Source organism: Olivibacter domesticus (genome assembly GCF_900109575.1).
GTDB lineage: Bacteria > Bacteroidota > Bacteroidia > Sphingobacteriales > Sphingobacteriaceae > Olivibacter > Olivibacter domesticus.
The window spans coordinates 2112633-2137872 of sequence record NZ_FOAF01000001.1; the positions used below are offsets into that span (position 1 = coordinate 2112633).

The following is a 25240-nucleotide window of genomic DNA, read 5'->3' on the forward strand; positions in this document are numbered from 1 at the left end:
AAATAACCTATTCGTTAATTATTTCTATTCTCCGGTTAATTTCATATCCGGCCTCATCCGTTACAGTAATAAAATACAAGCCTGACTTCACTTTAAGTGGCATTTCATGAAAAGTCTGCGTAGATCCTAAAAATTCATTATTTGCATACCAAAACAACTTCATTTTAGGTTGGGTATGCGCTACTTTTAATATAAAAGGCTGTACCTCACCGCTAAAATCCTTCGTTAGGTATATCTTACTATCAAAATCTTTCGGATAAATAAAGTCCATGCTTATACTGGAGGAAATAATGCAATCCTCTCTGTACGGAGGTAACACCTGGTAATCCGCATGTTTACTCTTATAATACCACTCCATCACAGGAGGCAAAACAAACCATACCTTATTAATAATTTTATCGACAGGTTCGCATCCGCTGTTCACCCTATATCGTTCAGTTTGATCTAAATGTATGAGCTGATGGTATGAACAGGTTTTTGTGCGAAGACCATTTACAGGAATCAATGCTTTTATTTTGGGACAATTATCTTGCGCTAAACTTCCACTTATGGCACAAAGGTCCTCCTCCACCAGGTTACCGAATGGTGTAACAAACCAGCTAGACCTTGGCAATAACCTAAATACATCAAAGAGCAATGGTGCTGCATTTCCTACACCTGTAAGCTGAGGCCTACCCTCTCCTGTGGCATTACCCACCCATACCCCAACAACATAATCTTTCGTAGTGCCAATAGCCCAAGCATCCCGATTACCAAAACTAGTTCCTGTTTTCCAGGCAATTTCCAAAGCAGAGTCATAAAATCTCCAAGCTTCATCACCTTCTGGTCGGTTTACTTCCTTCATAGCATTGTATGTTAACCATATCGATCCGGCGCCCAATACAGGCTCTTGCTGTTTAATACTGCCAAAATCCAGCTTCGTTTTGGCATAAATATTTAAATCCGAAAATTCATTTGCTCTGTATGCTTCTTTGGTATTATAATAATTAAGCGTTGAAGAAAGATTAGCATACGTTTTGCAGAGATCCCAAAGATTAGACTCGGCACCTCCTAAAATAAGCGATAATCCATAATGATTAGGATGCTTATTAATGTTTTTCAGACCAAAATGTTGGAGTTCCTCATAAAACTTATAGATCCCATATTGTTGAAGCATCAGCACACTGGGTATATTTAACGAGCGGGAAAGTGCCATATGTGCTGGAACCGCTCCATCATACGTTCGATTGAAATTTTCCGGACTATAACCCGCTATCTGCGTAGGCACATCTGCAACCAGTGTATTAGGCAATATTTTCCCATTGTTTAACATGCCTGCATAAAGCAACGGTTTCAGGATGCTGCCTGTACTCCTTGGTGCGCTTATAATATCAACATCCTTTTGATGCCACTGATCGGTTGGAGCATTACCTACATAAGCAAGCACGTTCCTACTTTTTACATCTATTACCAAAACGGCCAAATTATAAACCTCATTTTGCTTATACTGTAAATAATAATGCGACGCTAATTGGTTTACCCTTTGCTGTAACTCCATTTTAAGGGTCGACTGTAGCCGTTTCCCCTCGTTGGTTTGCGTTACTTTACTTAATAGATGAGGTGCTATTTGTGGTAAATTAAAAGGTTTTTGAGGTAAGGCCTCTTCTAATGATAGGGCATAAGTAAGCGAGTCTATTATATTCCTCTCATATAGTTTGTACAATAGGCCATTACGTTTCTTACGCAGAACAGATTGATTTTTACCTGGATATATTAAACTAGGTGCGTTTGGGAGCACTGTTAACGTCGCTGTCTCCGCCCATGAAAGCTGATTCGGCTTTACGCCAAAATAACGCCATGAAGCCATTTCCAGACCAACTACATTCCCGCCAAAGGGAGCATGCGCACTGTAGAGGTTCAGTATTTTATCTTTACTATAACGTAACTCGAGTCGCGTAGCCAATATCAGCTCAACAAGCTTTTCAAAATATGTCCGCCGCTTATGTTCTCTCGAGAGGCGGATTACCTGTTGTGTTATGGTACTTCCTCCCCTAACAATTCTTTTAGCCTTATTATTTTGCATAAAAGCCTTCACCATCGCCACTGGATTAAAACCTAGATGGTGGTAAAAATACTGATCTTCGTAATTTACAATACAGTGCTTAAATTTTTCCGGTATCGTATCCTGTTCTGGAAATCGCCATTGTCCATCCCTTGCTATTTTCGCCCCCAGCAATTCACCTTCTGCACTCTCCAGTACAGTAACATAAGGCGTGTCGAATAAGGTTCTTGGAAGACAGAAATAGTATACTCCTAATATGAATAACATTAAGATGCTTTTCACTTTGTTGTGAAACATCCAATTTTTAAGGATATTTAATTTATCTTTTAGTTTTTTCAGTAACATTTATTTATGATGCTCCGACGGCTTAATCAACATCAAGTCGATCTGACTTTCGCTAAAGATTCAAACCCACATAAAATTCCCTGATGATACTTAAATTTTATCGTTCATCTATCCACTTGATCTTACAACTGGTAACGCACAACGCACAACTACCTGGCCACCTGAACCCACTGTCCTTTTGTTCTTACCAGGAATGAGTTATCATACATCGCTTCACATTGAATGCCAGGCAAATAATATCTCCCTAAATAAGAAGCATTCAGTAGAATTTGGAAAGTACGACTTTCACTGCCATTCAGCGCAAAATAGAAGGAAGTTCTGTCGTCTCTAATATCCATATAATCAGCTTTATTTTGTCCGAAAGCGCCATAATCTGTGTAGCGTGTATTTACAATTTCCCATCCCGAAGGGATAATCTGCGTAAGTGCAATGTTTTCTACGCGATCTAAACTTTGGTTTTTCACCGTGACAAATGCAATAAATTCGGTTCCTTGGTTAAGAGACGTAATATCTATTGCATCCCCTTTTCTATTTTTAAATTGCAGAGTAGCACTCAAGTTGCGTTGTATTACCTGTTCTCGGCCAACCGGAAGTACGCCACTATTCAACACCTTTACATAGATTGTATTTTTATCTTTATTCTTCAAGACAATGCTATTAGCTCCTGTTTTTACCTCTAGCTTCCGATCTGCAAAAGCTTTTGCTGTTTGAATCTGTTGATTCTTACCATTAGCTGTATACTGTACATTCACCCCCTTGCCTCCATTCATTTTTGCAAATCTTGATATTGCATATAAGCTATAGGAAGTAGTTTGCGTACTCATCCACGTGCCTGATGACAGATCTTTTGCAATCTTCGTGGCCAAAGGAAATGCTTTCGCCGTTTGCTTCAACAAAAGCAAGGTTTCCAGCGCCATCGCTCTATTGCGTTCCGGCGAACCGTAGTAGAAATAACTATAAGTACTATTGGTATTATCGATACTACTTTTACTTAACAAATCATTACCTGCATTTTTTTGTCCCGCAATGACATATGCCGCCGCCAACCGTAAGCGCGTTTCGTTAGAAATACCCACCGTTTCACGTAAACGATTCATGGAGGCTAAATCGGGAGATCCCGCTAAAGCAAGCGTATACAAACGGTATGCTTGCGCGAAATCACTTCCTTGATGTGTTTCTATTCGCCATTGCTTCGAAGCTTTTTGTTGATAAGCGATCCACTTACCCTTAAAGTCAACAGGCAATATATACCCCTTTGCTTCCGCTTCGATTAAGAAGTGCCCCGCATAGGAAGTCGACCAATCATCAGCCACAGTTAATCCAGACCAATAAGCGAACCCACCATTCGTCAGTTGAAAATTAGCTAACTTATTAATACCAGCAACCACATTTCGTTGAATGCTTTCTTGCTTGCTCTTATCTAGATCTATCACATCATTGATATACAGCTGTGGAAAAACACTCGAAGTAGTTTGTTCTAAACAACCATGTGGGTATTGGATCAGGTAATTCAAACGGCTATTAAAATCGATAGAAGGGAAGGATGAGACCTCTAGTCGTGCTGCGTTGCTACCGGTTACGCCAAAAGTTTCCCAGTTAATTGTTCTTTGTTCATTCGCTTTCAACACCAGTTCTTTATAGTCATTAGTAACCGGATTAGGATTTGTAATATCTATTTCCACCGGATAAGAAGACCTCTCTTTGCCGGAAGTAGCAATTACTTCTATTTTGCCAATGCCTGTACCATCCCCTACTTCCAAATCAAAGTAAACCATCTTTTCTTCCGGTTGAGCAAAACTTACCGTATTGGTATTTCCACCTATAATTTTGAGTCCTTTACTTGTTTTGACTTCAACGGTAGCATTTTTAACGTGATTCTCCATAGCAAACAAGGTAACAGGCAGAGTAACCTTTTCAGATGGAGATATTTTTCTTGGTAAAGACGCCAATACCATTAACGGACTTCGAACAGGACTCGCTTTTTCTGTACTGCCATAGGCGCTCTTGGTTACATCTCCTGCCACTACCATTGTTCTAACAGATCCAATATAATTGGGTATCTTCACCTTATGGGTATTACTTCCATTCTTCGGAAGATTAAAAGGGCCTAAATAGATAACTACAGGTTTAAAGCGATCGGCATTTTTTGCTTCTCCTCCACCAATATCTTCGTCTCCACCAATGCTGAACACCTGATTAACCTTTCCACCATATGCACCAATTACATCATTATACACATCCCAGGTTTTAACGCCTAACGCCTCTCGCGCATAAAATTTATTCCAGGCATTCGGTGTTTTAAAACGCGTAAGATCTAGCAATCCTTCATCTACGATAGCCACAGTGTAAGTCATGGCGCTACCCTTCTTTTCTTTAATATTGATATTAACTGTTTGCTCCGGTCTGAGCACATCCGGCATTGAGAGCAAAGGCTCTAAAATCGTTTCCTTATCTAACACCTCAACCGGAATGATACCATACAGCCGGATTGGCGCATCGTTTAGCGTAGATGCATGTGGTTGTAGCAATGAAATATTAACATACACATTGGGAGCCATTTTGGCGCTAATAGGTACTTCTAATTGTGTTTCTCCTTTTTGAGTTTCTACCCAATGCGTTTCTATTACCTGCGATCCATTTTCAATAGATACCAAGGCCCTACTTCCCACACTTGAAGGGAACGAAATTTTCATTTTTTCTCCTACATTATAGCTTGTTTTATCTGTCGAAAACACCAGCATGTTAGCGTTGGTCCCATCTGTGTTCTTGGTTTTGGCCGACCAATAAGGCCAATCTATCAAGACCGTTTCCCCAGTAGCATGTCCTCCATCCAAGTCTGTTACATGAATAAAATACCTGCCCCAATCATTTTCATTGATGGTAAATTGTATGCTCGTTTTCCCATTTGCGCCAGTGCTCACTTTAAAACTTTCGGCAGGTGTTTTACTTGACGCGGCACTAAAACTAGATAAGTTATCATTTGATGCATCCCACCACCAACGCCATTCAACTTTATAAACCTTCACTTCAATATTTGCAGTGGCTTTCGGTTTTCCATGTTCATCCACAGAGACGATGTCAAAACGATTTAACTTGCCTGTCTCTAGCATGCCATACTTATTTGGCTCAGGTGATTTAAGACCTAAATAGGTATGATATGGTGAATACGTAGCGGCTGCTACGTCCGTACTGAAATCACCGCCATTTTCATAAACCTTTGTTATAAACGCTGCTTTTAACATGCCCGGAGCTTGCCCATGGAGTTGCGGCTTAATGCCTATGGTTGCCTTTCCAGCTTCATCTAGATTACCCGAAAATACATTGATTTCTTCTGTACTAAAGTTACGGGCCGGGTCATCAAACACATAATTGTTGAACCCTTTGAAGCTCGTTTTCATCTGGTAAAACTTTGCCTGCATTTCTGCTTTGAGATTTTTGGCAATCGCTCCATGTAACCAAAACACGGCTATCTGATCCGTCGTGTTCTGATTGGCAGATAATATTTTTCCTGCCAGATTGTTTTTAATCTTCAGCCTATTAGGCTTAATTGTTTCTACTTTAATTTGTTTATAAAATTTAGCCCCGCCAACACTTATCACCGCTTCCCAATTGCCCGTTGGTGCTTCCTGTTTAGTAGGTACTGTAAAACTATAGTGATTATGCTCATTGTATTTCTGCACCTGTTGGTTAACCAATTTACCATTAGGATCTGTTAGGCGTAACTTTACTGGATGTGTTGATGGCAGTTTATTAGCCTGGTCATTTAACATAAACGAAAGGTGCAGGGTATCACCAGGCCTCCAAACACCACGCTCTCCATAGATAAACCCTTTTAAACCTTTTTGTAATTCATTGCCTGAAACATCAAAATTGCTAAGCGACAACGAAAGTCCTTCATCCAGTTTGACATAAGTACTATTATTACCTTCTTTTACAACAACAAAATAACCACGTTTTATATGCTCTAATGTAGCAGTCCCCTCCTTATCGGTATTTATTTCACCGACCTTTTGCTTTTGATAATCGTACAAAGCAATTACTGCCCCTGCTATTGGTTTAGTCGTAACGATATTGTTTACTGCAAAGAAGTAACTGCCATTTTTACCCATTTTAGCAATCACGCCTAAATCTGTAGCCAATACATTAGTTGATACTTTATTATCATAATAATAATAGGAGTTCGAACAAGGGTCTTCCCTTTCTTGCCAGTTATAATCATCATAATAAGGGTAATCTCCATCTACATTGCCCCGTTCATTCTCCTGTTCCTCTTCTAAATCTACTTCATCATTTGTATCTGGTTCATCTACAGGCGAGGTGTTACCGCATGGATAGATAGAATATGCCTTCTTATAACTAAATTCCACATGATAGATCGCTCCGGGATCTGGTTTTATCAATTCAGATAAGTCTAAGGCAAAAACATTCCATTTTCCATTATTATATAATTTATTCTGCGTTAAGGCTAATCTTTTTTTGGCAATTGGTAATGCCACCTTTCTCAGATTATAGTTCCCATTTATTTCATTATCTTGTAGGAACTGTAAGATGTTATCTTGATAAATCTTATAAATCTTTACATCTATGGCTTTTAAATTTGCAGCTTCAAAGTTGATCTTCAGATTATTTGAGCTGGGCAGCAGCGTACCGTTTTTAAGCATACGAACGCCTGGTTTAGTCTGCTCAAATATTATTTTTTTAGCATAGCCTTTTTTCAACTTCTGTCCTTCAGTATTTTCAATACCTTGAAAAACTTCCAATAGACGCTCTCCTTTGATGATATCTCCAGAAAAAACCTTTAGCACATTTCCATCAACGGCATAGGTAAGGTTCCGTGCAGAGTCGATTGTCACCAAACCCTCAAAATTCTGGTTTTTCTTAAGCGGATCAGAAAAATTCACCAGCAGCATTTGCCCATTATCTTCTGCTATAGATGTTTTTAACACCTTAAAGTTACCTTTAGCGGCAATGTCAAAAGTCTCCTCCCCCTTTTGTTCAATATCCAAGTCATCACCATTCCAGGCTATCTTAATTTTACCATCCGTTTTTGGCCTTCGTATACTATCGATAATAAAGCGGAATTCCGATCCAGATTTTACAGCGTCAAAACGAACAGGTAGGCGTTTACCTTCTTGTTCAGCATAAACAAGTTTAGCAGCTGATCTAGCATCTAAATTATCGCTGGTGCGAAGTGTAGCATTTAGGAACTGCCAGTCTTGATTATATGATTGCAGTTCTTTTGTGACCACTACAAAGTCTTGCTTAATGGTTTTTACAGTAAAATTGAAAGTGGCCAGCTCTTTAGGGACATCGATAATATCGCCGAGGTTTAGAGAGACCTGATATTCGGTATCCTGTTTAAGGCGTTCCTTCGGTTTAAAAACCAATGTGTTTTGAGAAAGAGCAATGACTTTCCCTTCCATTTTCGGATTTATTTTGAAAAGACTTTTATCTAATTCCTGATTCGGGGTCCATTCTTTTTTGTTGAATGCTAACACCACACGAACGTCCGATTCTGATGAAACAACTCCCGAGGTAAATTCAATAATGTACTTCTTGAACAAAGAAAAGTCTGAGTTAAAATCACCCGCATTTTTTTTATTACAAGAAAGCATTAGAAATGCCAAACAAGCTATGAGGTATTTAGTTCTTTTCATCTGTTTATTTTTTTGTTTATTTATTCATTATTGCGTGCTTCTAAAGGCATTATTCAAAAGTATTTATTTTCAAAGGCATTCATGAGCTCGGTTCATGCTGCCTTCGGCGGTTTAGTGGTCAGATGGAGCCTTTGATGAATAAACCCCGAAGGGCTCATGAACACAAAAGCCAATTAAAATTTGTGAATAAATAATTATTTTTCATGAGGGCTAAAGCCGTTATCGATCTTCTCGCTACTATTGAAGAACTAATTTTATTGCGGAAATAAAAGAGTTAAGGCAGCAATATACATAGACCCCAATTTATAACCCTCCTTTGTTTCATAAAAAAAGCCACCTCCCGTAGAAGGTAGCTTAGTCCATGTTATGAAATTATATTATTAAAAATCATTTTAACAGCTTTATTACAATCAACAAAGCTAAAACAAACGCCGTTCATAAGAAATACCTGAAAATAGGTATTTAAAACCAACGCTTGGATCCTGGTCTTCTCATTTCATGATCTAAAGAATAAGGGCCAGATCCAATAACGAAGAACACTAACAATAATATGAGCGCTACAAGCGATAGCCAAAATTCCGAGTTCATGAAGCTAAATCCGTTTGTAATATTTACAAAAAAGACAGCTCCAAAAAGAATGGGTAATTGAAAAGCCACAGCTACCCTTGTCACCAGCCCAAGCGCAATAAATATTCCACCAACTAAATGCGCGAAAGCAATGTAATGTACCGCAGACCATATAGATAATTGAAAATTCGTGCTTTCCATTAGCCGAGCTACAGAATCAGTATCCGCAATAAAGCTTACGCCTTTTGCAAAAATCACCACACCTAATATAATGCGCATTATATCTAGCCAGCGGGGATGATGTCTATCACCCCAAAGTTCTATCCTATGGATTAGGTTCATGATAACCTCCTTTCTAATTGGTTATATAAAGATAAGGAAAATAAAATCGGAAAAACGAATTTATTTGAGTTAAGTTATTGGTTGTTAGTTATTGGTTATTGGTTTGGTATCGAGATATCAAGATGTAAGTAACAAGTATCAAGATTATAGGAGTTACGAGTTATCAGTTCCGAGCTGTGCGTATAAAGTACCAGTTATTCTTGCGTCAATTACCGATCACTGCCCAACGATTTAACCAATATCTACTCGACTATTTAACTACTCAAAACTATTTAACTACTCAACTATTTACTATTATCCCAATTTACCCAAAAAGATCGCTGCTTAAATAGCGATCACCTCTATCACAAGCGATGAAAACAATTAAACCAGATTCCAACTCACTGGCTATTTGCAGTGAAGCAGATAGTGCCCCCCCCGTACTCATTCCCACAAATATACCTTCTTCCTTGGCCATTTGCCTGGCTTGAAAGGTAGCATCCTGTTGTGAAATATCTATTACTCGATCTACCCGTTTTGGATCATAAATTTTTGGCAGGTACTCTATTGGCCAGCGCCTAATCCCTGGAATAGAAGATTCTTCCGTAGGTTGGCAGCCAATTATCTGAATAGCTGGATTTTTTTCCTTCAAGAACATAGAATTGCCCATAATACTTCCTGTTGTACCCATTGCACTTACAAAATGAGTAATCTGTCCGTTGGTATCTTTCCATATTTCCGGACCAGTAGTATGGTAATGCGCTAAATAATTATCGGGATTTGCAAACTGATTTAAAACAAAATAACCTTTTTCAGTGGCCTTTTCTTCTGCATAATCCCTACAAGCCTCTATAGATTCAAGAAGCGTTACTTTTGCCCCATACGCTTCCATGGTTAAGGTACGCTCTCTTGTTGAACTAGAAGGCATTACCAACTCAATTTCTAGGCCATATATCGCTGCAATCATGGCAAGGGCTATCCCTGTATTACCACTAGTTGCTTCAACTAAACGGGTTCCTTCTTTAATTTCCCCACGCTCCATCGCACTCTTTATCATATTAAGGGCAGCTCTATCTTTTACGCTTCCACCGGGGTTATTTCCTTCAAGTTTGACAAAGATACGCACCTTTGGGTTTGGATTTAAGCGTTGAAGTTCTACAAGCGGAGTATTCCCTATATATGTTATAATATTTCCCATCATTTACTGTTATTTAAAACTGCATCTCTTTGAAAGCTTATGCTCGGTTCGGCTCTATGACTTTTATAGTTGATTGGTGATATACGGTAGAACCTGGCGGAACACTTTTTGTAATCCAGACATTTCCTCCTATAACACAATCATGGCCAATAACAGTATCTCCTCCCAAAATTGTAGCACCCGCATAAATAATTACATGATCCTCTAAAGTGGGATGCCTCTTGGTATTGGCCATAAACTTTTCAACACTAAGGGCTCCTAAGGTTACCCCTTGATAAAGCTTTACATGATTTCCTATTACAGTTGTTTCACCTATTACAATACCGGTTCCATGGTCTATATACAAATATTCACCAACCTGAGCACCTGGATGAATATCAATACCTGTAAGAGAATGCGCATGTTCTGTAAGTATACGCGGAATAAGCGGAACTTCTAATTTTAGCAGCGCATGTGCAATCCTGTATAATGAAATGGTTAAAAACCCAGGATAAGTACGTATGATTTCGAAAGTGCTGATAGATGCCGGATCACCATTTAAAATAGCTTCGACATCGGTATTCATGATCCTATATAATTCGGGCACATCTTCGAAAAAACGTCTCGCAATAGATTGATTATTACATTCTTTACAAGCTTTTGTTGCGTCCATAAGTCGAACCAGCTCATTTTCCAACTGAAGAAAACGGGTTCTTATTTCACTTAAGGTATAGCTAGGAGAAGCCACCCGCTCAGGATAAATTAAATCCAGTAGATTAAATGCCCATTCTGCTATAATCTTATTAGAAGGGACCGCCTCTACATGCCGCTGCTTTTCGTATAAATGCTGAAGAAATTCTTCGCCCATTTTGGTTTTATTAGAATAATAGATTTTATTCTGTAAAGGACGGAAATTTATTGCATTTCTTCTAACACTTTTGTTTGTTAAGTATAATATTTGTATTTTTTTCTCTATTTGCACATAAATGCACTACTCTTTTATTGGAGATTTTAATAGAAATCAGTCTATGCCCATCAGCTCAACTGTCTCATTTTTGGTTGTTTCAAACTGCAATAAATCACCCGATAATACCTCTGCTTTCCTGCCATTCCGCGTTAATTGCACTTTTGCAGATTGCCAAGGATTTTCCATCTTACAATTTCTTCCTTTTTCACTAAATAGCCTCAAGCTAGTAACATACTTGTTTTTTAAAGAAGCGCTTACCAAAAATGCGCCGTAGGCCCTCAGGTTCACAAAACTAGCATCTTTGTGCCTGTTCCAATTTGGAAATAGTCGTAACGTCCCTTCATAACTTTGAAGCAGCATTTCATTGATAGTCAACGGAACGGCAGTCAATGTTTCGATACCCCCTCCAGCAGCATTAATCCACAGATTAGGATAAGCATCTACCGCAATACGATCTTTCAATTGTTTTAATATTTCTTCATTGTCATAGCCAACCCGAACCGCTCCAGGGAAACATGTTTCTACACCATTTCCCAAGGTATTGCCCCAGGTTCCTGGTTCGCCCATATCCTCTTTCCAATGCGCAACATCGCCTAGTAAAATAGTATTGAGTTCTGGTGTGCTTAAAGGCCCCGCAACACCTCCCGGTAAAATTAAACCATGTATAGAGACACGTTTCAGGCCTCGGGCTTGCGACTGATGTGCTGAAGGACTGCTCTCTACATTTTTCAAGCTTGACCGGCCATCAAGCTCTCCAAGCGGAAATCTACTTAAATGTGTTAGTATATGCTGCCATTTCTTTCTTCTTGCCTCATCTTCATTCAAAAAGACACTTACATCCATTATACCTTTAAACAGCATTTTCACTAAACCTAAAGAGAGAGTTGAATTGACATCTCCTAACTGATCACGCCATAGTCCTTTATTTTTCAGGTTAGGCATTACTTCATTATAATGGTCCATATAAATCACATACCTCCCCTTTTCAAAGGCCAAGTAATCTTCCCAAAAATCAGCACATGCCAGCATGTATGGATATATTTTTTGTGCGTAATCTTTGTCATAAGTACTATAGAACCTCATGAGCATATTTCCGACCCCGAAAACAGCATTTATTTTTTGACCTAAAAATTTAAGCCCTCCATCAATTGTATTTTCGGTTGTTCCATAACGTTTTTTCATCTCTTCGGCTGTTAGGGGCCAACGTGTTGTAACCAACCCCTTCGGGCCAATACCTACAGGATAATAAAGACCTCTTGTGTGCAGACGTTCCATTGCATGTACTCGTCCGTGAGCCATGTAATCCAACAAGGGCTGATCATAATTCTCTACTTGATTAAGGTGATTAGACGAATAAGATGCCCAATAGGGTGCCTGATAGTTATAATTTAAGTGATAATCACCTCCCCAAGCAGCAGAGTCTTGTGTAACAAACGGCCCCCAAATACCAGGTGCAAACTTTCCTGCCCTTGACGAGCAAGCAAACAAATATTGTGAACCATAGTAGTATTTCTCAAGTGTTGTGTCTCCAATCGCTATGTGAGAACCTCGCCAAAATTGTTTCCACCAGTTCAAGTGTTCATTTTTCATGCGCTGTATGGTTTTTGCGTTCATCGCCTGTGCACTATTAATGGCCTCTTCTAGCCAATCCGAATGGTCTTGATTCGTAACCAACGTTACAGTAACCCATGTTTTCTTACCTGGTTTTAGCTTAAGCCACTGATCTTGCGCTAGCTCAGCTCCAACAGTCTTCATAGCCAAAGCAACATGAGCAGGCCATTCCACTAGTGCTGTCTTCTCAAAAGAACGACTAACCCATTTTACATCACCACTATTTCCAGCGGCTAGCAAGGAGGTATTTCCTTCTTTCGCCCATAGTTGAAGATTTACCTTGCAGGCCTTATTAGCAGAGATCTCTATGACAACACTATTATGCGTAGCAGCAACCCAAGCATCAAGGTCGACTTTTATATTCTTCGTTTTAAACTCCGCTTCGATAATTCCCTTCTCCAGCACCTGCTCCGCATAATAAGAAGCACCATCCAGTTCAGCAATTGAAATATTCAGTCCGCCCGGTAAAGCAATCCCTCCACCGGGATATACGGGATAGGCACGCCAAAAATCATTCTTTCCAAAATATAATGTTAATCTATCTGGTTTACCACCTAAGGTTAAACCAATATCACCATTCCCAGCTAATGGTGCATCTGGTGTTTTAGAAGTTGGTACTCTTTGCGGTGCTGAAGTAAATATTGCCTTATAATCAGCAACCTGTGCTGTTGCACATAAACAACTAACTGCAACGAAAGCGATTAAGATAAAGTACGTTTTTAACATGACTTAACCATTCTATTTATATATTGCACCATTTAACGAACTACCTCAAGGTTACCATCAAATTTCATTTTCTCACCTTTACCTAATGTCAAAGAGATTTTTTTATCTCCGTAAATTAATTGAGTAGGCCTTCCTAAAGTGGAAACGATGGTCAATTCTTTGAGCGAGCCATTTTCCCAACTTATATCGACTTCATAACCACCTCGACTTTTAACACCACTTATTTGGCCTGTATGCAATGATTTGGGTAAGGCGGGTAATAATTTTATCATATGATTATTAGAAAACAATAACGCTTCTATCATTGCCGCACTAAAACCAAGATTTGCATCAATTTGAAATGGAGGCCATTTTAATGCGCTTGTTTCCGTTGGAATATAATCATCGTGATAAGTGAAAAGGTTTTCTCCTGTTTTGTGTTGAAGGAGGAGATTTAAGCACTCCCATAAACTTTCGCTATTTTGAAGGCGTGCATAAATATTGGCCATATGCGCTAAAGACCAACCTGTTTGCGAGCTTAACCCTACAACCAGCCGCTTATCTACAGCCGTCTTAAAGGCCTTTAAAAGTTCCTCATCATTGGTTTTGCTGATTTCCAATCCGGGAAATAGGGGATATATATGCGATTGATGCCGATGGTGGTAATTATCTTTAAAATCAGGATGCATCCATTCCCTTATCGCACCATCTTCATTTACCTGATAAGGAGGGATTTTTGCCAGCATCTCTTTCCATTTCACAACGTGCTCTTGTTCAATATTTAAATATTGACATGCTTCCAACAGGTTGTTAAGTACTTCCTTCATAATAGCAAAATCAATAGTAGCATTGATACTTGCTTGGCCTTTTTGTCCACCAGCAATATTTTCGGGCGAATCGGAGGGCATCATCATCAATTTTCCCTGAGCATCCTCCTGTACAAAATCTTCATAAAACAGTGCCACCTCCTTCATAAATGGAATCGCACGTTCCTTTAGAAATACTTCATCACCTGTATAAAGCCAATAATCATAATAAAATTGGGCAATCCACCCCGCCCCACCGGTCCAATTCACATCTTGGGTAAGGGCCTTTGTTTTTAAACCATAACCCGGAATCATCCTGATTGGAAAAAGGATGCCCCTTGTTCCAAAATATTGCCGGGCATTTGTTCTGAAGTCGGGCATTGCACCTTCTATCAAATTAAATACCGACAATAATAATTCAGGCATATTGCCTTGCAAAGCTTGCCAGTAGTTCATCTGTAAGTTTTCGTTAAGAAAAAAAGAACCCTGCCAGGGAGGTGAATAGAGGCCATTCCAAACACCCTGTAAATTCGCAGGCAGTCCGTTTGGATTTGTACTTGCGATCAATAGATATCTTCCATAATTAAACATCCGTTCGGCCAAAGCGGTAGACATGCCCCTTATTTTAGCATCCTTCAACAGTTGTTCATTTGATAATAACCTGTCCTTGCCCGCTGCCAAATCTAATCGCACTCGCTGAAATAATTCTTTATGAATCTTTGTATGTTCCTGTAATAAAGCATCGTAGTCGGTCTTCATGAATGCGAGCGACTGTTTTAATTGGTTAAATTGATTTTGGGCATTTCCTTCATAAAACATCTTCATCAACACCACTATGTTGTCTGCCTTCGTAACTTGGAGCATATCATCATGCCCTGGAGACTTAACAACTTGCATGTTACCATTTTCGGCAACAATCCGCACCACCATCCCAAATGCTTGCCCATCATCATTACGTGAAGCCTTTATAAAAATGTAGCCTTCAGGACTTGCTACAGCGGGTGAAAAGGTGAGTCCTATTTTCTCTGGCGCTGTTAAAACACCCTTGTTATAGGCATCTTTAAGATCATGTGGTTGCAACGCAAAATTCACCGTTAAACCCTGTCGTTCGGATGCCGATAACCTAAGAACAATGGCATCATCCGTACGAGAGACAAATAAAGAACGATCGAAATTAGTTGCTCCTTCTTGCCACGAAACGGAGGCTTCTCCTGTTTCAAAATCTAATTGGCGCCTGTATTTTTGCGGCACATCCTTTGACCGCTGTTTTATTTTTAAATCGAACCCAGGTTGGAATTCACCTGTTGAACTTGTAGCATAGCCACTTTTCTTAATTTTATCCAGGTAAAAATCTTCTGCTTCCTTGTACTTACCTTCAGCCATCATCTTTCTCATTACGAGAAGGTTGATAGAGAAATTAGGCACTTGCTTATTTAAATGATTTTTACGATAAAAATATCGCTTATGATTAAGCATGACTGTTTCATCCGATATATTCCCATAAAGCATGGCTCCGACATCACCACTCCCCGCAGGTAAAGCATTATGCCAGTCGGTAGCGGCCTGTTCCATATACATGCCATAGTAGGAATTTTGATCGGTCGATGCCTTGCTTTGAAAGGTAATAAAAATGAGAAAAAAGAAGAAGTACCAGCATGGTTGGTTTACAGTCATCACGGCTATACAAGATTAAATTTAAAAAAACACATATGAAGTAGTCTAAAAAACATCATTTGACCATCATTTTGAGCAGAGTATACCGCTCCATTTCGCTACGCTGCTGTCGAGGTGATAAGAAACGACATTTAGACAGCACTTAGTTTATAATTATGAAGCAAATCTACGAAAAGCCAATTGCTGCAAAGGGGTAAAAAATGGTCAATTTATATGTAAAAACTGTTCATTCTGCTTATGATCAGTCTGTTAAAAACTGTTAAACAACTACTTAACAATAGTTTATGATTATATATTTGAAAAAAAACCAGTCATGATACTTTGCCCTCCTTTCTTTTTCCTGACATCTCTTTTTATATTCTTAAGCTATCATCAACTTAATGCTCAATATATAATCAATAAAAATCAAACCAAACTAGTGCCTTATAAGACCTTTGAATTTGACACGCTATCCAATGGCCCTATTGTATCTCGCTATCTAGACACACTACAAAATAAGCAGAAAACAATTTTACTTAATGAGGTAAATATTTATTCCAGACCAACCTACAAAACAGATTCTTTATCACTTAGAAAAGACTTTTCTCCTGTTTTCAACTATAGAAGGCCAACATTTACCTCCATTTTTTCGAACACTTCTTCTGCCAGAAGTGCTAATAGTACATCATCTATACTCACATTAGACGTATTGAGGGTCGTCTCGCTCTTTGGAAAGAAAAAAGATAAAACATATAAACTACAGCAGCTTTTAATAGAAGAAGAGAAAGAACGTTACATTGATCATATCTTTTCAAAAAGCGAAATAAAAAAGCTCACCCATTTAACGGACGACTCTCTCACGTTGTTCATAGAACAGTATAGAGCGGGTATATACCCGCTTGAAGATCAATACAACCGTCTTATGTATATCAAAAAATCATTAGCTGAATTTAAGAAGAAAACACCATGAAAATTTTTCCATTACTACTATTAATTTGCCTGCATTGGGCATGTTCATCGCGCCCGGCGGCAGATCAAGCGACCTCTAATAAGCAAGTAGACACCCTCAATATCTATTCAAAATCGGTACAAGACTCTTTCTTTGTAAGTATCCAATTACCGTCAGAATATACAGACTCTACCAGCAAAAAATACCCTGTTGCCTTCGTTCTAGATGGCAATTTCTACTTTCCCACATTAGCACCACTCGTTAAACAATATGAAATAACAGGACTTCTACCGCCTATTATTTTGGTTAGCATCGGCTATAGAAATATCATGGAAATGGATTCTTTGCGAACAAGAGATTATTTATATCCAAAAGCGCTTCCGGCCGACGAGGTTAGTCTTTCGGGTGGAGCAGAAAAGTTCCTTCATTTTATCAACCAAGAGTTATTGCCTTTGGTAGATAAAAAGTACAGGACAAAACAAGTCGACAGGACCATCCTCGGACATTCATTCGGTGGTTATTTCACCCTTTTTGCTTTGCTTCAACAAATAGAAACAAACAATACGCATTTTCAACATATTGTAAGTGCCAGTCCAACGCTTTGGTATCACGATGCTTACTTAAATAAATTACCATCGGCTTTAAATACGAGTCGACTCTCAGATTCTTTATCAATTTTTATAACGGCTGGCAGTTTGGAAGACAAGACGTGGACCATTGCTCCTATCGAACATTTGGCGCAGCAGTTAACGAAAACAACCAATAAGAGAATAGGTCTTAAGCATATTTTATATAACGAGTTGGATCATATGGATACTGGACAACTAAGTTTTATTAAGGCCTTGCAAAATATTTATATAGAATAAGGAATTTAAATTCTTTTGCGTAAAATATAGGCAAAAAAATATCCGAGATGACCAACCATAAAGTAATTGATTGATCATCTCGGACTTATAGAAAGACCCAAATTGCCTTTTTTTGAAGTATTTTACACCAATTGAGCAAGTGCTTCTCTCGAGAAACCTTTTAATTCCGCTGAGCGGTCATCCCTTATCTTCTGTGCCCAGTTAGGATCAGACAGCAAAGCCCTACCAACCCCTACTAAATCAAAATCACCTCTATCAAGTCTACGGGTGAGTTCTTCAAGAGAACTTGGAACAGAGCTTTCGCCTCGGAAAGCTGCAAGGAACTCTCCCGAAAGACCAACAGATCCGACTGTTATAGTTGCTTTTCCTGTAATCTTTTTTGCCCACCCAGCAAAATTAAGGTCCGATCCTTCAAACTCAGGTTCCCAGAAACGACGTTGAGAACAGTGAAAAATGTCTACACCAGCATCGGCCAAAAGCGTTAACCAGGCATCCATTTCCAATGGCGTTTTAGCTAGTTTATTATTGTAATCAGAGGATTTCCATTGTGACAAACGTAAAATAATGGTAAAATCTTCGCCAACCTGCCGCTTAACTTCCTTAATAACGTCTACTGCAAATTTAGAGCGCTCTATCAACGTTTTCCCACCATAAATATCGGTACGGTCGTTCGTTGCCTCCCAAAAAAATTGATCGATAAGATACCCATGTGCACCATGTATTTCAACACAATCAAAACCCAGACGCTTAGCGTCAGCTGCAGCACGGCCATAGGCTAAAATGGTCTCCGCTATATCCGTTTCATTCATCGCCTTACCGTTTGCAAACCCAGGTTTATTGAAACTAGAAGCACCTTCAAATGGTTCAGCGGGATGCCACCCAGAATGATGATTTTCCATGATACCCATATGCCAGATCTGAGGTCCCATAGCACCACCAGCGGCGTGCACTTCGTTAATAACATGTTGCCAACCCGCCAATGACTCTTCACCATAAAAGTGAGGTATATTGGGATCGTTTGATGACGCTACCCGGTTTATTACCGTACCTTCCGACAAGATCAAGCCAACATCCCCTGCCGCCCTTTTAGCGTAATAAGATGCTACATTTTCCGTAGGCACTCCGTTAGGAGAAAATGAACGGGTCATAGGAGCCATAACGATCCTGTTCTTTAGATTTAGTGATTTTAGCTTAAAAGGTTTAAACAAATTTATTGTACTCATACGTTCTGTTTTTATATTATAATGTAGATTTTACAAGATCACTTAAGGCTTCAAAAGCTTTTTCATTCCGCTTATAATAGGTCCACTGTCCTATTCTTGTCGACTGCAAGAGACCTGCCTTCATAAGTATGCCTAGGTATTCAGAAACGGTCGACTGTGTTAAGCCGCATTTCTGTTGAATTTGTCCAACACACACACCCACCTCATGAAAATCGGCATGTTCCTGTGGTGGAAAATACTTTTCTGGTTCCTTAAGCCATGCCAGGATTTGGAGCCTTGACTTGTTGGAAAGTGCTTTAAAAATCTCTAACTGATCCATGCAACAAATGTATATCGATTTTTCCCGATATCCCAATTAAGAAATAAATCATGACGCTCACTTGATAATTAGTCGTTTACATCAGTGATAATTTTTCACGAAAAAAAATCTACCAGTAAACCAGTAGAAAAAAACACTGATATTCCGGAATTGTAAGGTTTTTTGGGTCTATATACCTTTGGAACAATCTTTATGAATGGTTAGAAGACATTTTGAATGGGATGTATTCAGGAGATTTGGAATCGAAAAATTAAACTTATTAAAAAATCTATGAAAAAATTTTTAATTACTTGTTTTATTGCTGTAAACATTTTAGCGCTAGGAGCTTGTTCGGATAAGGATGATCCAGAGCCAGGAATGGAAACAAAAACTGCAAAATTTACCATTACAGCTGAGGGTGTAGGGGAAAATGAATTAGCAGATTTCACATTTGTAGGGTCAACAGGTACCCAAGAAAATAGTATCTGGAAAGTGGATGGAAATGTTAGAACGAATGAACCACTTGTAGACTTTGATGCTGCGAGCTTTCCAACCAAAAAGACATATGTTATTGAATCGAATATGCCAATTGTAACATGTTCCGCTAGTATCAGCTGTCTAAATTTTGATAACATACCAATTAAAATCAGTTACAAGGCTGAGGTTAATGGCAAAGTAGTAAAGGAAGAGAGTCAAACTATTTCTGGTGAAGGCGGTAAATACAGTATTCAATATCAATATTAATCTAAAAATCTAGTGGGTACAGAGGTTAGCATGCCAGCTACCCTTCGCTTTATATTGAATAGAAAAGGCTAGACATAAAACATCTAGCCTTTCTTATAATCAGAAAAAACAGTAATTAATGACTTATCCTTTACATCGAAGAAGTCATTGTAATATAAAATTATCTGCTTATCCCCAACCATCTGTTATTTACCTCGAAAATTCATTATCTTCATGGCTTAACACTGCGTGTGCTTTTCCAATTGATATAATATGCAAGAGAATCCAAACGCTGAAACGATCGAGACCAAAAGATTGAACCTATCTGAAGTAAATTTCACGCATGCAGCTTTTATTTTTGAATTATTGAATACACCGGGATGGCTCGCATTTATCGGAGAAAGAAATATCAAATCACTGGAAGATGCAGGTAACTATATTCAAAAAATTCAAGAGAGCACCATCGTTAACTATTGGGTTGCTAGCTTAAAAGAAGGGGGTGCACCGATAGGCATCATAACCTACATCAAGAGAGATTATCTAGAACATTGGGATATAGGTTTTGCTTTTTTGCCAGCATATGGAAAACTAGGATACGCCTATGAGGCTGCAAAAAGAATATTAAAGGAGGTTTTAAAAAATCCATTCTCCAACTATATTGTTGCAACGGTTATACAAGAGAATACCCTTTCTATTAAACTATTAGAGAAATTAGGATTAACTTTTCAGGAAGAGATTGAACGCGACGGCAAGTTATTGTGCCTTTATGGGAAACATATCGATAAACTAGCTTGAGCGACGGATGGCTAAAGATTCAAAATTTGCGCAAGCACGTGAAAACACAAGCGAATTTGGTCATGCGAGCCACATGGCCAAATGTATTCGTAACGCGGTACGAGTAGCATTGGGAGAGCTGCACTACTTATTTCACGACACCACCTTGGTGAATCGTCTTACTAAACGCGTAAAATGCAATGGACGTAATAAAAGTTTATAACAAACTTTAAGGATAGAGGCGAGCAATCAAAAAGAAAGATATTATTTCTTTATAGCTACCATTTTCAAGCATACCGGCATCGGCACCTTGATTTCTTCTCCAGTTGGCCTAAGCGCCCCTGTATCTGGATTACGCTTAAACAATACAATATTGTTTGTATCCTGATTTGCTGCCAACAGGAAATTACCAGAGGGGTCAATCATAAAATTACGCGGTGTTTTACCTCCGCTTGATTGTTGCCCTTTATATTGAAGTTTTCCACTCGTATCAATAGCATAATATACGATATTGTTCAGATCACCTCGGTTAGAAGCATACAAGAACTTACCGTCAGGCGATACATGGATATCGGCACCGGATATAACGCCTTTAAATCCTTCTGGCAACGTGGAGATTGTTTGCATCTCGGTCAGCTTTCCATTGCTATAATCGTAAGCAGTTACTTTTCCGTCCAATTCGTGTATGAGATAAACCCATTTACCATTGGGGTGAAAAGTGATATGCCTAGGTCCGGAGCCAGGTGAAAGCGCTACATGAGATGGACTAGCTTTTTTCAGTGGCAAGGCAGCCTCCACATCATATTTATAAATCTTAACTTGATCAATACCTAAATCGGGTACATACAAATATTGGTTATCAGGCGAAAATTCCGTACAATGCACGTGGGGTTTATCCTGACGGCTTTTATCAACACTAGAACCGGTATGTTGTATGGTTTGCAGCGGAACGCCTACCCTCCCATCTCCCGCTATAGGTAATACGGATAAACTCCCACTGGCGTAATTGCCAACCAACACATGCCTACCGTTATCATCTGTATTGATATAGCAAGGACCGTTACCTCCTATCGCTTCATAATTCAGGAATGTTAGCTCGCCAGTGGCATGATTCAATTCAAAAGCACTTACACCTCCTTTTCTATCCGATCCAGTTTCGCCTACCGCATATACATGTGTTTTATCAGGTGCGATCGATAAATAAGATGGATTGTTCTTACTTTTAGCGGTACTTACATGTCTTACAGTACCCAACTGTGGATCAAATTTGTACACATAAATACCTTCGCTCTGTGTTTTCGTATAAGTCCCAATCAATAAATACTGTGGAGTTTCTGGCTTCATCGTATCTTGGGCATCCACCAGCCATGGTAATGGCAAAAGTATAGCAAGGAGAAATAGTAGTTTATACATCGGTCATTTTGTTTCGAGAATAAAAATAGGTAAAATAGCTGGAAAACAGCTATCAATAACCATTAATTCGTTTATGAAGAGGGGCTTTTATTATTCGTACGCAAGCCCCCTCCCTTGCATTACATGACGAGAGGGCAGTCTTTGCCATTTGGGCAAATTTATCCGACAATCATTTATTTAAAAAACTTATCTTTGTATATATGTCATTAGAAAGCTTGCAAGCAGAAAACACAGACACTATTGTTGCCTTAGCAACACCGTCTGGAAGTGGTGCTATAGCGGTTATACGCTTGTCTGGTCCAAACGCGTTAACTATTGTAAATAGCGTTTTCAAAGGGAAAGATCTAAGACAACAAGCAAGTCATACCATTCATTTTGGAACGATAAGAGATGAGGGCGATAAAATTATTGACGAAGTACTTGTATCCTTGTTTATAGCGCCTCATTCCTATACAAAAGAGCATGTAGTGGAGATCTCCACGCATGGCTCCAAATATATTATTGAAAGTATCATAAAACTGTTCATCCGGAAAGGTGCTCGTGCCGCAAAAGCCGGAGAATTCACGTTACGTGCTTTTTTAAATGGCAGTATGGATCTTTCACAAGCGGAAGCCGTGGCCGACGTTATTGCTTCCAATTCCGCTGCTTCCCACCAGGTAGCCATGCAGCAAATGCGTGGTGGCTTTTCGAATGAGTTAAAACAACTACGGGAGCAATTAATACACTTTGCCTCGATGATTGAGTTAGAACTCGATTTCTCAGAGGAAGATGTGGAGTTTGCTAATAGGCTACAGTTAAGAGATCTTGTTTTACAAATAAATAAAGTATTACATCGATTAATCGTTTCTTTTGAACAGGGGAATGTGCTAAAAAATGGAGTGCCCGTGGTAATAGCTGGCAAACCAAACGTAGGTAAATCAACCCTATTAAATGCCCTTTTAAATGAAGAGAGAGCTATTGTCTCCGAAATTGCCGGTACCACAAGAGATACGATCGAAGATGAAATCAATATACAAGGGATAACTTTTCGATTCATCGACACCGCTGGTATTCGGGACACTTTCGATATTATAGAAGCAAAGGGAGTGGAACGTACACGTCAGAAGATGTTACAAGCCAGGTTGATTATTTATATGGTTGACCCCGTTCAAGATGCATTCGATGAAGTAGCTATACAGGTTGCCGACATCATTACACTTCAAATACCATTTGTGTTGCTTATCAACAAAAAAGATTTATTGACTGCCACGCAGTTGGAACAGTACCAGCCATTTAATCCTATATTTATATCGGCTAAAAATGAGGAAGGTGTGGAAGAGCTGAAAGAAGAGCTTCTCAACCAGGTAAGTTTAAAGGATATCAGTGTGGATGATGTATTGGTTACGAATATACGCCATGTAGAGGCACTTCAAAATACGCAAGCATCGTTAGATAAGGTCTTAAATGGAATAGACAATCCCATTACATCCGATTTTTTGGCATTGGACATAAGGCAGGCGCTTCATCACCTAGGAACGATCACAGGCCAGGTGAGTACCGATGATTTACTCGACAATATCTTCAGTAAATTCTGTATCGGTAAATAAACCTATCAAACAACTAAAAACACCGACCCTGCCGGCAGGAACTCTAAAAGCAGTCTTTCGTGCACTTCTGATCAAAATTTAAATCCTAAGAGCGAACTGATAAAAAAACCATCTTTATGCTGTGGTATCACGTCATTGATAAAATCCCCTGTCTTAAAATATTGCACGCCAGCACTGTAGCTTAGAAACCTGTTGATCTGCCAGGATACCGTAGAAATATATGCTGTGCCAATATATCGGCTGTCTGAATTTGAGGAACCCAGGCTAAGCGTACCATCTGGGCGATAAATACCGTCGTGCAGGGATTGCCGCCAGGAGAAGACCGCCTCTAAGGAAAGTAGCACTTTTCTAGCCGGGCTCCAAGTCAGATTGGGATGAATAGAAAGCAGGTTTCCCGGGCCAGCCTGTGGGTTCATACCGAAATAGCCGCCGTTCGGATATAAGGCGTTAAATGTACCCAGTTTACCGTCGCCCTTGGTATCGTCGCCTGAAATAAAATCGCTCCGGAGCTTGACTGTCGGTGCTCCATTCAGGTTAGCAAAGCGATAACCGATATCCATTGAACCGCCCCAAGCGCGGATATCAGCCGCGCCAAACTTGCCCAGCTGGTAACCGATCTCAAAATTGTAGAGCAGTTCATTTCCGTTCGCCCACAATCGAGTACCGACGGTATGGCGGGTTTCAGTGGCAACACCATCATCAAACCCGGCCTCAGCTCGGTCGATACCCATATAATAGAGGTCGATATTGAGCATTTTAGCCACAGCATGTGTGCTGTAAATACCCCAAAGGCTCGATTTTCGATTAATAGGATTATCAAACACACCGGTCTTTACGCGGCCAGCCGCCATGACGAAAGCATCCACATTCCATTTTGGGGAAGTATATGCAACCTTGCCTCCGTCGAAATATAAACGAAGATTGGGGCCTTCGCGAACATCGAGCAGCCGGCCGCTACCGTACTGCAATTCCTGGCGCCCTAACCGAATGGTTACCCTATCATCCATTCCCTTGTAAGGGATCAGGTCTATGAAAAGATTCTGAACATTCAGTTGATCTTCATCGATGGGCCGCGGTCCGTTCTTTCGCCCGTTCTCCAAGCCGCTTCTTAACTGCCCGAAGATCCTGATCCTGTCACTTAGATGCAGATCGGCATGCAGCTGATACCGCTGTAGCAAGAAAATATTTCTGCCGACATTCCTTGCACCCCAGTCTTCGTGCTGTGCCCGATCCAATTCAGCCCGTAGCTCGCCACCGAAGGATACATAGGTTTTACCGCTTTTCGACAGCGGCAGGTATTTCAAGCTGTTGTAAAAGGTCCGGGTACTATCCTTCAAAGCTGAATAATCTTCATTAAAACGTAACAGTTTGAAATTTTGGGCATAGGAAAATTTTGCCAATATTAAGAGACTTACTAGTAATACAGTTTTTAGTTTCATTAGCCATATATGTTATTGATTGATCTCTTGATCCGTTTTGGTTGGGATCGTTTTCTTTTCATCGTGCATCGTTTTGATTCCCAAAGGAGGGTTCACACCGTTCGCATATTTACATCCCG

General features: G+C 39.5%; 16 protein-coding genes. 5 read left to right on the top strand and 11 right to left on the bottom strand.

Going from position 1 to position 25240, the window contains the following annotated elements:
* Positions 1–7: 7 nt before the first annotated feature.
* The 7 genes from pbpC to BMY50_RS09355 all read right to left on the bottom strand — a co-directional run bounded on the left by pbpC (position 8) and on the right by BMY50_RS09355 (position 15871).
* Positions 8–2386: a penicillin-binding protein 1C gene (gene pbpC / locus BMY50_RS09325; RefSeq protein ID WP_093322729.1), complete on the bottom strand. Its 2379-nt coding sequence runs from the start codon at positions 2384–2386 to the stop codon at positions 8–10.
* A 149-nt stretch (positions 2387–2535) separates the two neighbouring features.
* Positions 2536–8043, bottom strand: coding sequence for an alpha-2-macroglobulin family protein (locus BMY50_RS09330; protein ID WP_093322733.1), 5508 nt, complete (start codon positions 8041–8043; stop codon positions 2536–2538).
* A gap of 462 nt (positions 8044–8505) precedes the next feature.
* Positions 8506–8952: a DoxX family protein gene (locus tag BMY50_RS09335; RefSeq protein WP_093322737.1), complete on the bottom strand. Its 447-nt coding sequence runs from the start codon at positions 8950–8952 to the stop codon at positions 8506–8508.
* Between the two features lie 304 nt (positions 8953–9256).
* Positions 9257–10129, bottom strand: a complete 873-nt coding sequence (cysM, locus tag BMY50_RS09340; protein ID WP_093323732.1) for a cysteine synthase CysM — start codon at positions 10127–10129, stop codon at positions 9257–9259.
* Positions 10130–10166: 37 nt separating this feature from the next.
* Positions 10167–10976: a serine O-acetyltransferase EpsC gene (gene epsC, locus BMY50_RS09345; protein WP_093322740.1), complete on the bottom strand. Its 810-nt coding sequence runs from the start codon at positions 10974–10976 to the stop codon at positions 10167–10169.
* A gap of 153 nt (positions 10977–11129) precedes the next feature.
* Positions 11130–13412 carry a glycosyl hydrolase family 95 catalytic domain-containing protein gene (locus tag BMY50_RS09350; RefSeq protein WP_093322744.1) on the bottom strand — a complete coding sequence of 761 codons (2283 nt, stop codon included), beginning with the start codon at positions 13410–13412 and terminating at the stop codon, positions 11130–11132.
* Between the two features lie 32 nt (positions 13413–13444).
* The gene (locus BMY50_RS09355; protein WP_093322748.1) at positions 13445–15871 is read right to left on the bottom strand and encodes a glycosyl hydrolase family 95 catalytic domain-containing protein; all 2427 of its coding nucleotides are present in this window, start codon (positions 15869–15871) and stop codon (positions 13445–13447) included.
* A gap of 313 nt (positions 15872–16184) precedes the next feature.
* Between BMY50_RS09355 and BMY50_RS09360 the strand changes: the two genes are divergently transcribed.
* Together BMY50_RS09360 and BMY50_RS09365 are read left to right on the top strand one after the other, a co-directional pair.
* Positions 16185–16820: a hypothetical protein gene (locus BMY50_RS09360; protein WP_093322752.1), complete on the top strand. Its 636-nt coding sequence runs from the start codon at positions 16185–16187 to the stop codon at positions 16818–16820.
* Positions 16817–17665: an alpha/beta hydrolase gene (locus BMY50_RS09365; RefSeq protein ID WP_093322757.1), complete on the top strand. Its 849-nt coding sequence runs from the start codon at positions 16817–16819 to the stop codon at positions 17663–17665. Before BMY50_RS09360 ends, BMY50_RS09365 begins: the two co-directional genes overlap by 4 nt.
* 122 nt (positions 17666–17787) lie before the next feature.
* On the opposite strand, the gene BMY50_RS09370 is transcribed toward BMY50_RS09365, so the two are convergent.
* Both BMY50_RS09370 and BMY50_RS09375 read right to left on the bottom strand, forming a co-directional pair.
* The gene (locus tag BMY50_RS09370) at positions 17788–18888 is read right to left on the bottom strand and encodes an NADH:flavin oxidoreductase (RefSeq protein WP_093322762.1); all 1101 of its coding nucleotides are present in this window, start codon (positions 18886–18888) and stop codon (positions 17788–17790) included.
* Positions 18889–18904: 16 nt separating this feature from the next.
* Positions 18905–19207 carry an ArsR/SmtB family transcription factor gene (locus BMY50_RS09375; RefSeq protein WP_093322766.1) on the bottom strand — a complete coding sequence of 101 codons (303 nt, stop codon included), beginning with the start codon at positions 19205–19207 and terminating at the stop codon, positions 18905–18907.
* A 270-nt stretch (positions 19208–19477) separates the two neighbouring features.
* Between BMY50_RS09375 and BMY50_RS09380 the strand changes: the two genes are divergently transcribed.
* On the top strand, positions 19478–19930 hold the full coding sequence (locus BMY50_RS09380; protein WP_139202241.1) for a hypothetical protein: 453 nt from the start codon (positions 19478–19480) through the stop codon (positions 19928–19930).
* Between the two features lie 252 nt (positions 19931–20182).
* Positions 20183–20704: a GNAT family N-acetyltransferase gene (locus BMY50_RS09385; protein ID WP_093322776.1), complete on the top strand. Its 522-nt coding sequence runs from the start codon at positions 20183–20185 to the stop codon at positions 20702–20704.
* Between the two features lie 243 nt (positions 20705–20947).
* Here BMY50_RS09385 and BMY50_RS09395 read toward each other — a convergent pair whose 3' ends face one another.
* A complete protein-coding gene (locus BMY50_RS09395) occupies positions 20948–22096 on the bottom strand; it encodes a lactonase family protein (protein ID WP_093322788.1) in 1149 nt (382 codons plus the stop codon).
* A gap of 200 nt (positions 22097–22296) precedes the next feature.
* Here BMY50_RS09395 and mnmE point away from each other — a divergent pair, with 200 nt between their 5' ends.
* On the top strand, positions 22297–23682 hold the full coding sequence (gene mnmE, locus BMY50_RS09400; protein ID WP_093322792.1) for a tRNA uridine-5-carboxymethylaminomethyl(34) synthesis GTPase MnmE: 1386 nt from the start codon (positions 22297–22299) through the stop codon (positions 23680–23682).
* Positions 23683–23753: 71 nt separating this feature from the next.
* Here mnmE and BMY50_RS09405 read toward each other — a convergent pair whose 3' ends face one another.
* Positions 23754–25121, bottom strand: coding sequence for an alginate export family protein (locus BMY50_RS09405; protein WP_093322795.1), 1368 nt, complete (start codon positions 25119–25121; stop codon positions 23754–23756).
* Positions 25122–25240: the final 119 nt, after the last annotated feature.

What these genes read in the sequence shown, in the direction of transcription:
- pbpC (WP_093322729.1), bottom strand. Translation starts at nt 2,386, where the DNA reads ATGTTACTGAAAAAACTAAAAGATAAATTAAATATCCTTAAAAATTGG.
- BMY50_RS09330 (WP_093322733.1), bottom strand. Translation starts at nt 8,043, where the DNA reads ATGAAAAGAACTAAATACCTCATAGCTTGTTTGGCATTTCTAATGCTT.
- BMY50_RS09335 (WP_093322737.1), bottom strand. Translation starts at nt 8,952, where the DNA reads ATGAACCTAATCCATAGGATAGAACTTTGGGGTGATAGACATCATCCC.
- cysM (WP_093323732.1), bottom strand. Translation starts at nt 10,129, where the DNA reads ATGGGAAATATTATAACATATATAGGGAATACTCCGCTTGTAGAACTT.
- epsC (WP_093322740.1), bottom strand. Translation starts at nt 10,976, where the DNA reads ATGGGCGAAGAATTTCTTCAGCATTTATACGAAAAGCAGCGGCATGTA.
- BMY50_RS09350 (WP_093322744.1), bottom strand. Translation starts at nt 13,412, where the DNA reads ATGTTAAAAACGTACTTTATCTTAATCGCTTTCGTTGCAGTTAGTTGT.
- BMY50_RS09355 (WP_093322748.1), bottom strand. Translation starts at nt 15,871, where the DNA reads ATGACTGTAAACCAACCATGCTGGTACTTCTTCTTTTTTCTCATTTTT.
- BMY50_RS09360 (WP_093322752.1), top strand. Translation starts at nt 16,185, where the DNA reads ATGATACTTTGCCCTCCTTTCTTTTTCCTGACATCTCTTTTTATATTC.
- BMY50_RS09365 (WP_093322757.1), top strand. Translation starts at nt 16,817, where the DNA reads ATGAAAATTTTTCCATTACTACTATTAATTTGCCTGCATTGGGCATGT.
- BMY50_RS09370 (WP_093322762.1), bottom strand. Translation starts at nt 18,888, where the DNA reads ATGAGTACAATAAATTTGTTTAAACCTTTTAAGCTAAAATCACTAAAT.
- BMY50_RS09375 (WP_093322766.1), bottom strand. Translation starts at nt 19,207, where the DNA reads ATGGATCAGTTAGAGATTTTTAAAGCACTTTCCAACAAGTCAAGGCTC.
- BMY50_RS09380 (WP_139202241.1), top strand. Translation starts at nt 19,478, where the DNA reads ATGAAAAAATTTTTAATTACTTGTTTTATTGCTGTAAACATTTTAGCG.
- BMY50_RS09385 (WP_093322776.1), top strand. Translation starts at nt 20,183, where the DNA reads ATGCAAGAGAATCCAAACGCTGAAACGATCGAGACCAAAAGATTGAAC.
- BMY50_RS09395 (WP_093322788.1), bottom strand. Translation starts at nt 22,096, where the DNA reads ATGTATAAACTACTATTTCTCCTTGCTATACTTTTGCCATTACCATGG.
- mnmE (WP_093322792.1), top strand. Translation starts at nt 22,297, where the DNA reads ATGTCATTAGAAAGCTTGCAAGCAGAAAACACAGACACTATTGTTGCC.
- BMY50_RS09405 (WP_093322795.1), bottom strand. Translation starts at nt 25,121, where the DNA reads ATGAAACTAAAAACTGTATTACTAGTAAGTCTCTTAATATTGGCAAAA.